Source organism: Campylobacter concisus, from assembly GCF_902460545.1.
In the GTDB taxonomy this organism is placed as follows: Bacteria; Campylobacterota; Campylobacteria; order Campylobacterales; family Campylobacteraceae; genus Campylobacter_A; species Campylobacter_A concisus_AE.
Map to the genome: position 1 here is coordinate 53,230 of NZ_CABPUE010000002.1, position 7,448 is coordinate 60,677.

The 7,448-nt window shown below is 37.1% G+C and carries 7 protein-coding genes and 1 tRNA gene; 1 reads left to right on the plus strand and 7 read right to left on the minus strand.

Annotation, left to right across the window (positions count from 1 at the left end; translation table 11 throughout):
- Positions 1-68: 68 nt before the first annotated feature.
- The 6 genes from FZ949_RS02085 to FZ949_RS02110 all read right to left on the minus strand — a co-directional run bounded on the left by FZ949_RS02085 (position 69) and on the right by FZ949_RS02110 (position 3,976).
- Positions 69-144: transfer RNA gene (locus tag FZ949_RS02085), tRNA-Phe, on the minus strand.
- A gap of 162 nt (positions 145-306) precedes the next feature.
- Positions 307-1,083 carry an energy transducer TonB gene (locus tag FZ949_RS02090; protein WP_087585497.1) on the minus strand — a complete coding sequence of 259 codons (777 nt, stop codon included), beginning with the start codon at positions 1,081-1,083 and terminating at the stop codon, positions 307-309.
- A complete protein-coding gene (exbD, locus tag FZ949_RS02095; RefSeq protein ID WP_072593836.1) occupies positions 1,058-1,441 on the minus strand; it encodes a TonB system transport protein ExbD in 384 nt (127 codons plus the stop codon). Before exbD ends, FZ949_RS02090 begins: the two co-directional genes overlap by 26 nt.
- Positions 1,428-1,856 carry a TonB-system energizer ExbB gene (exbB, locus tag FZ949_RS02100; RefSeq protein ID WP_054196205.1) on the minus strand — a complete coding sequence of 143 codons (429 nt, stop codon included), beginning with the start codon at positions 1,854-1,856 and terminating at the stop codon, positions 1,428-1,430. The genes exbD and exbB overlap by 14 nt, the downstream gene beginning before the upstream one ends.
- 135 nt (positions 1,857-1,991) lie before the next feature.
- Entirely contained in the window at positions 1,992-2,936 is a 945-nt protein-coding gene (gene waaF, locus FZ949_RS02105) for a lipopolysaccharide heptosyltransferase II (protein WP_148790067.1), read from the minus strand.
- Positions 2,933-3,976 (minus strand): glycosyltransferase family 4 protein, encoded by a 1,044-nt coding sequence (locus FZ949_RS02110; protein ID WP_148790068.1) that lies wholly within the window; start codon positions 3,974-3,976, stop codon positions 2,933-2,935. Before FZ949_RS02110 ends, waaF begins: the two co-directional genes overlap by 4 nt.
- A gap of 119 nt (positions 3,977-4,095) precedes the next feature.
- Between FZ949_RS02110 and polA the strand changes: the two genes are divergently transcribed.
- Positions 4,096-6,732 carry a DNA polymerase I gene (gene polA, locus FZ949_RS02115; protein WP_148790069.1) on the plus strand — a complete coding sequence of 879 codons (2,637 nt, stop codon included), beginning with the start codon at positions 4,096-4,098 and terminating at the stop codon, positions 6,730-6,732.
- Between the two features lie 76 nt (positions 6,733-6,808).
- On the opposite strand, the gene FZ949_RS02120 is transcribed toward polA, so the two are convergent.
- The gene (locus FZ949_RS02120) at positions 6,809-7,207 is read right to left on the minus strand and encodes a ribosomal maturation YjgA family protein (protein ID WP_258033453.1); all 399 of its coding nucleotides are present in this window, start codon (positions 7,205-7,207) and stop codon (positions 6,809-6,811) included.
- Positions 7,208-7,448: the final 241 nt, after the last annotated feature.

Genomic DNA, 7,448 nt, shown 5'->3' on the forward strand with positions numbered 1-7,448 from the left:
AGAAGTCTTGTAAATACGAAATTTAATAGAACCAAGAAAAAAAGGATTGATGTTTAAGGAAAGGTTAATGGTGGTTAGAGGCAGAATCGAACTGCCGACACGCAGATTTTCAGTCTGCTGCTCTACCGACTGAGCTATCCAACCACTCGTTAAAGAAAGTCAGATTATACATGTTTAATATTTAAAACAAGTTTAAAATACACACTTTTTTAAATAAAATAAGTTATGTTTTTCTATTTTGACTTTAAATATAAAAGAAATTCTACAAAGCAAATAATAAATTACGAGCTTAAATAAGCTTGTAATTTATTTTAGTGTATATGAAATAGGAAATCGCAGATAACGATCTTGTTTAGGCTTTGGAAACTCAGAACTTGCTCTTTGAATATTTTCTAAAGCACCATTATCAAGCGACTCAAACCCAGAGCTTTTGCTAACTTTAAGTTCATCTATGCTGCCGTCTTGCTTGAGTAAAAACCTAACTTCTACAACACCTTGATGCTTCATACGCCTTGCATTATTTGGGTAACTTTTATGCCTCTTAACTGCGATTATAACCTTCGTAAAATCTTCATCACCTTGTGAATTTGATAAATTTAGCTCAGGTGTTACATTTTGAACTGGAGCTGCAGCTATAGACTTGTTATTGGCTGGCAAATTTGTATTTACACTAGCTGGCGGTACAATAGGCTGCACTGGCTGAGCAATTACCGGTTCAGGCTTGGGCTCTATTTTTTTCTCTTTTTTAGGCTCTACCTTTTTTATTTCACGCTTTGGTTTCTCCACCTTTTTAGGTTCAGGTTTTGGTTCTGGCTTTGGCTCAGGTTTTGGTGGCTCTGGCGGTGGTGGTGGAGCTGGTGGAGTTGGCTCTGGGATAAGTATTTGCTCCGCTATTTGAGGTGCTGAGACTTGCGGCACTGGAGTAAATGAATTAAGAGCTATTTTTATCGGTTTTTGCTCACCTATTTTTATCTCATCAAAATCATGTGAAAGCAAAAAATATACTGCTGCTCCATGCACTATAAGCGAAACAGCTAAGCCACTGTAATTTGAAATTTTATTCAGAGATTGTTTGGATTGCAAAATTTTCGTGGCCCTTCTCTTTTAATATATCAATTACTTTGACAAAGCTATCAAATTTCGAATTTTTATCGCTTTTTAGTTCGATCAATGTCTTTATATCAACCGCATTTAGCTTATCTTTGAGTTCATTCTCAGAAATTTCTACATCATCTATAAAAAATTTATTATCCTTATCAATTACTACGCTTACCTTTTTATCGTCCTCTTTGCTTTGCTCAGCACTGTTTGCACTTGGAAGATCAATAGCTATCTTGCCTTGAGCAATAAAAGTCGAAATGCTAAGCACGATAGCAAGCAAAACAAGCATAATATCAATAAATGGGACAATATTTAACCCATCTTTTTTATTTAGACGCATTTTCAGCCTTGTATCTATTTAGCATTACATCTACTTTTCTGACAAAACCATTGTAAATCATCAAAGTTGGTATCGCCACAAGTAGTCCAAAAGCAGTTGCTTTTAGCGCAAGAGAGAGGCCGACCATTATGCTTTTAGTATCGATTCCGCCTGCCATACCCATATCATAAAATGTGATCATAATTCCAGCAACTGTACCAAGAAGTCCTACATATGGTGCATTTGAGTAGATAATATAAAGTGTGGTTAAATTTTTGGTTAGTGCCTCTTCAAGCGATTCGATACTTTTATAGCCTTTTATATCAACGCGTGAATAAAAAATAATACGCTCAATCGTATACCAAAGTACAAAAAAACTCATAATGCCTAAAATCGCAATAATTACATGATCAATGTGATGTTTAATTAGCTCCATAATACCTTCTTAGTAAAAATTTTTGCGTGATTATAGCTATATTGATAACCAATGTCAAATATTTAGTAAAAATGTAATCAAATAAAAACTAAAATTTTTAATTTTGTATGTATATATTTAATTATGTTTAGAATTTCAAAAATTTAATTTTTTTCTTAGTAGCTCTATTTCAGCAATAACCATTTTTGGCGTAAGCTCCTTCATACAGGCATGTGTTTTTATAGGACACACTCGCTTCATGCATGGCATACACTCTAAATTTAAATGCACTATCTTTGCGCTTTCATCTTGCCATGGGCTAGTCTCTTTAAATCTAGTCGGTCCAAAAAGAGCCACAAGTGGCACTTTATAGGCGGCTGCAATATGCATAGGACCACTATCGTTTGTCAAAAAGATGCCATTTTTTATAGAGCCTATTAGTTCACAAAGCTCTTTTATGCTTGTTTTTCCGGCCAAATTTTCACATTTCATACCATTTTGTAAGAGCATTTGCTCGATTTCATTGCAAATTTCAAGCTCCGCTTTTGAGCCAGTAATCTTTACATCAAATTCATCTTTAAAGTGCAGTGCAACCTCTGCAAAATAGTGCGGATACCACCTTTTGGCACTTCCGTAGCTAGCACCTGGATTTAGCACAAGGAGCTTTTGCTCGCTTTTTTTAGCTTCATAATAAATTTTTAGTTCGTTTGAAATTTCTTTTAAATTTAGGCTTTGCTTTATGAAATTTAGATATTTTTGCACCTGATGCAAACTTTCGCTACTCTTTTTAAAGCAAAATTTTTGCGTTGCTTTTAGAAAAAATAGCAAAAATTTACTAGCAAATGAGCTTCTAAAACTAATAGCGATATCAAACTTTCCAAGCTTGCGAGCTGTTTTTATAAGACTTAAATATCTTGAGTTTTGCTTTTTACTATCGTCAATTACTACTTTTTCACACTTTGGATGTGATTTGTAAAGCTCACAGGCCACATAAGAGCCAAAAAATACAATATTTTTAGCATTTTTACTTAAATTTTCTATCGCCCCGCTCGCCATCACAGCATCACCAAGCCAAGTTGGAAGCTCTATAAACACTCTCAATTTTGCTCCAAATTTAGCACTTCGTTTATGATTTCAAGAGTTTTGCTTGCATTTTCTTCTATACTAAATTTTTGCGAAAGTAAAAATAACTTCTCTTGCAGCTCTCTCATCATGTCATTATCATTAAGCACCTGCTCCACTAGCTCCAGTATACTTTCATCATTTGGTTCACGCATGATAAAGCGATTTTCTAAAATTTCAGCTGCTCCATTTTGAGCTGTCGTAAAGACAATATTTTTAAAGCTAAGTGCCTCTAGGACGACATTTGAAAATGGTTCGTAGTGCGTTGGAAATATAAAAATATCGCTTGCTTCATAAAATTTTGCAGTCATTTTTTGCTCACCTGTGAAAAATGCATTTATATTTAGCTTTTTTGCTAGCTTCTTATATGAATTTAAATTTTTATCTTTGCCTATTATTAGCGCATTTACTGGCGTTTTTAGCTTTGAGACGAGAAGCAAAAAGTCCTTTGCTCCTTTTCTTTTAAAGCCGTTTCCGACAAAAAGCACAATTGGTAAATTGTAATCAAGTCCAAATTCTTCACATACGCTAAGCTTTGCTTCTCCTTTTTCTACCTTTTGTGGCAAATTTATACCGTTGTAAATGGTAACGATTTTTGACTCATCGATACCGTAAGCTGAGATGATTTGCTCTTTTATGTAGTTTGAATTTGCGATTATCTTTTTAGAATTTTTAAAGCAACGTTTTTCTAGATATGGATAGACAAAATTTAGAGGATTAACCCACCAAAATGGTTTTGTGGCACGATAAATTTTATGCACACCGTCCCCTGCTCTATAAATATCTGCGCAGCTCACTCGCTCCAAGCTAAAATATACCTCATCGCTTTGTTTCTGGCGTTTTACCTGTGAGTTAAATCTCAAAGCCTTTTTCCATGACGAGATCCTAGCCTCTCCTAGATATGAGCGTATAGATGTATCTATACCTACGTCTCTTAGGGCTTTGGTAAGCCTTCTTAAATAGCGTTCGGCACCACCGACTGCGTTTGGATTGATACGTAAAAAAACTATTTTTTTCATGACCTCAAAGCTTTTTGTTTTTGTGATTTTTTATTTGTAATGTCCGCCATAATATCAAAAAATTTTATAAATCAGCCTATTTTTTGCCTAAATTTCATAAAATTACACAAAGGATAAAAATGAAAACACTTACGATTATTGACACTTTTGGTTTCTTTTTTAGGCTCTACTACGCCATGAGCGGACTTAAAAACAGAGAAGGCAAACCAAGCGGTATGATTAGTGGCTTTGCAAATTTTATAGCAAGCCTCAAGGATGAATACCAAAGTGACTATCTCATCTTTGCTCTTGATAGCAAAGGCAAGACCTTACGTCACGAAATTTTAGGTGATTACAAAGCAAACAGGAGCGAGCCGCCAGCTCAGCTAAAAGAACAGCTTCCAGTTTGCATAGATATGATAGAAAAAATGGGACTTTACAGCCTTAGCCGCGAGGGCTACGAGGCCGATGATATCATCGCAAGTGCGGTTAAATTTTGCAAAGATAAAGATATATTTGTGCGAATAGTCACGCATGACAAGGACCTTTACCAACTCATAGAAGACGGCAAAGTGAGCATCTACGGCCCACAAAGCAAGATCGATCATGATAGCGCAAGCTGCTTTGAAAAGTATGGAGTTTATCCGGCACAGGTAAGAGACTTTCTAGCGATCGCAGGCGATAGCTCGGACAACATCCCAGGCGTCAAAGGTATCGGCGCAGTGGGAGCTAAAAAGCTTTTGGCTGAGTATGGTAGCTTAGAGGGAATCTATGAAAATTTAGCTCTTCTTAGAAACGAGCGCACTAAAAATATGCTTGCCGCCGCAAAAGACGAAGCATTTTTGAGCAAAAAGCTAGCCACGCTCTTTGATGACGCAGTTAGTTCATTTGATCTTGAGCACTCTAAATTTCCAGAGCAAAATCCTTTGATAAATATCTCAGAAATTTTAAAAGAGTATGATCTAAATAGGCTTCTTAAGAGCTTGCAAAAAGAGGAAAATGCCGAATTTAAGCTTGGCTTTAGAGCAAATTTACTCCTTGATGAGGCAAGCATTGAAAAGCTACTCTCTAACGTCACACCAGAGACCATCGTCGCCTTTGACACCGAGACCACAGGCGTTGATAGCAGGAGCGCAAAGATTGTTGGATTTAGCTTTTGCTTTAACGACGAGGACGCCTATTACGTGCCAGTAGCTCACAACTACCTTGGTGTGCCACAGCAAATAGACCTAAAATTTGCCACTTGGGCGGTAGAGCAAATTTATAAAGGTTGTGTGATCGGACAAAATTTAAAATATGACTTTGAGATCGTGAAAAACAACCTTGGGCTTAATCCTCCAGCAAATTTTAAAGACACGATGATACTTGCTTGGCTTAGCGATCCAAACTCAAGTGTCGGCATGGACGCGCTGGCAAAGAGGCTCTATGACTACGACACGATAAAATTTGAAGATATAGTCAAAAAGGGGCAAACTTTTGGCGATGTGCCGCTAGAAAATGCCGCCAAATACGCGAGCGAGGACGCTTGGATAACGCTTAAATTTTATAAAACTTTTTTAAACACGCTTGATAAAAATTTACTAGCTCTTGCCGATACTCACGAGTTTCCTTTTATCCTCACGCTCTTTGACATGGAGCAAAACGGCATCAAGATAAATGAAGCCAAAATGCAAAAGCTTATCCTTGAAAACGACACCAAACTAAAGGCACTAACAAGTGAAATTTACGAGCTAAGCGGCGAAAATTTCAACATAAACTCAGTAAAACAGCTTGGCGTCATACTTTTTGAGCATCTAAAGCTTCCAACGAAAAAGAAGACAAAAACAGGATATAGCACCGATGAGAGCGTGCTAGCTGAGCTAATAGACGCTCACCCAGTGATCGAGAAAATTTTAGCCTACAGAGAGCTATATAAACTACAAAGCACCTACTGCGAGCCACTTTTAGCGCTTGCGAAAAAGGATGAGGGCTCACGAATTTACACGAGCTTTTTACAAACTGGCACGAGCACTGGCAGGCTTTCAAGTAAAAATCCAAATTTACAAAATATCCCAGCTCGTGGCAGCCTCGCAAAGGATGTCAGAGAGTGCTTTGAAGCTCGCGAAGGCTATAGCTTCGTAGGGCTTGACTACAGTCAGATCGAGCTTAGGCTGCTAGCTCACTTTAGCCGTGATCCTGCGCTGCTTACGGCGTTTAAAAATGACGAGGATATCCACGCAAGGACGGCCATTAGTATATTTGGTAGCAGCGACGGGCAAAATAGAGCCGTGGCAAAGAGTATAAATTTTGGCCTTATTTACGGCATGGGCTCAAGCAAGCTGGCAAATCAAGTAAATATCACAAGAGCCGAGGCAAAAGAGTATATAGAGCGCTATTTTAAGGCGTTTGCGACGATCAAAGAGTTTTTAGAGAGCATAAAAATTTCAGCCAAAAACGATGGCTTTGTGCAGACACTACTTGGCAGAAGGCGCTACTTTGACTTTAAAAGCGCTACACCTATGCAAATAGCTATGTTTGAGCGAGAGGCGGTAAATACGGTCTTTCAAGGCTCTGCGGCAGATCTTGTCAAGATGGCAATGGTAAAAGTTAGAGCAAATTTAGATGAAAACGCGAGAATGTTGCTTCAAATCCACGACGAGCTGATCTTTGAAGTAAAAGACGAGTTTGCACAGGAATTTGGCAGAGCGACGCAAAAGACGATGGAGGAAATTTACACGCTAAATGTGCCGCTTAAAACATCACTAAATATCGCCAAAAACTGGGGTGAGCTAAAATAGATAGATAAATTTTGCTGGAGCTTTTAAGATGATTAGCTCCTGCTTTATACTTAAAAAATAAAGTTGTAGTTTATCACTATATCTTTGGACTTTTATACTTTTGCAGAAAGCAAATGACATCAATCAAATAAGCCAGCAAGCAGCCCAACGCGTAACATACGATGTCGCTAACGTCAAATGTTCCGCCAAAGACTATGCGTATTATTAAATTATGAATATCTAAAATTTCAAGCACTTTAAAGTATTGTAAAATTTCTATAAATAGCGAGAAAGCAAATATTTCAAATGCTAAAATTTTTGGTGCAATTTTAAACACGGCTCGTCCAAATGCGTAAAGCATCACCGTAACTAGCACATCACCCAAATAATGTCGTACGAAGCCACCTTTAACAAAAGCTGCGATAAAAATTTCGATTGCCAAAATCACGATTGCCACGACTAAAAAGAACAATCTAGCTCGCAAGCTATGTCTCATTTTCTCGTATTGAAAAGATTTGTATATTTTTCGTTTTACTTGCATTTTTTTTATTTATTTGAAATTTTACTTTTTTACAAATTAGAAATGATATCCATATCATCTTTAAAGCCAAGATTATACTGGATATATTTCTCGCCCACAAATGTATTTATAACTTCTACCATATGCTCGTCAAAAAGAGCATTCCATTAGGTTTTACTTGAAATGGCCAAAACCCGGTTATTCCATGAATTGTAAC

What these genes read in the sequence shown, in the direction of transcription:
- exbB (WP_054196205.1), bottom strand. Translation starts at nt 1,856, where the DNA reads ATGGAGCTAATTAAACATCACATTGATCATGTAATTATTGCGATTTTA.
- polA (WP_148790069.1), top strand. Translation starts at nt 4,096, where the DNA reads ATGAAAACACTTACGATTATTGACACTTTTGGTTTCTTTTTTAGGCTC.
- FZ949_RS02110 (WP_148790068.1), bottom strand. Translation starts at nt 3,976, where the DNA reads ATGAAAAAAATAGTTTTTTTACGTATCAATCCAAACGCAGTCGGTGGT.
- FZ949_RS02120 (WP_258033453.1), bottom strand. Translation starts at nt 7,207, where the DNA reads ATGAGACATAGCTTGCGAGCTAGATTGTTCTTTTTAGTCGTGGCAATC.
- exbD (WP_072593836.1), bottom strand. Translation starts at nt 1,441, where the DNA reads ATGCGTCTAAATAAAAAAGATGGGTTAAATATTGTCCCATTTATTGAT.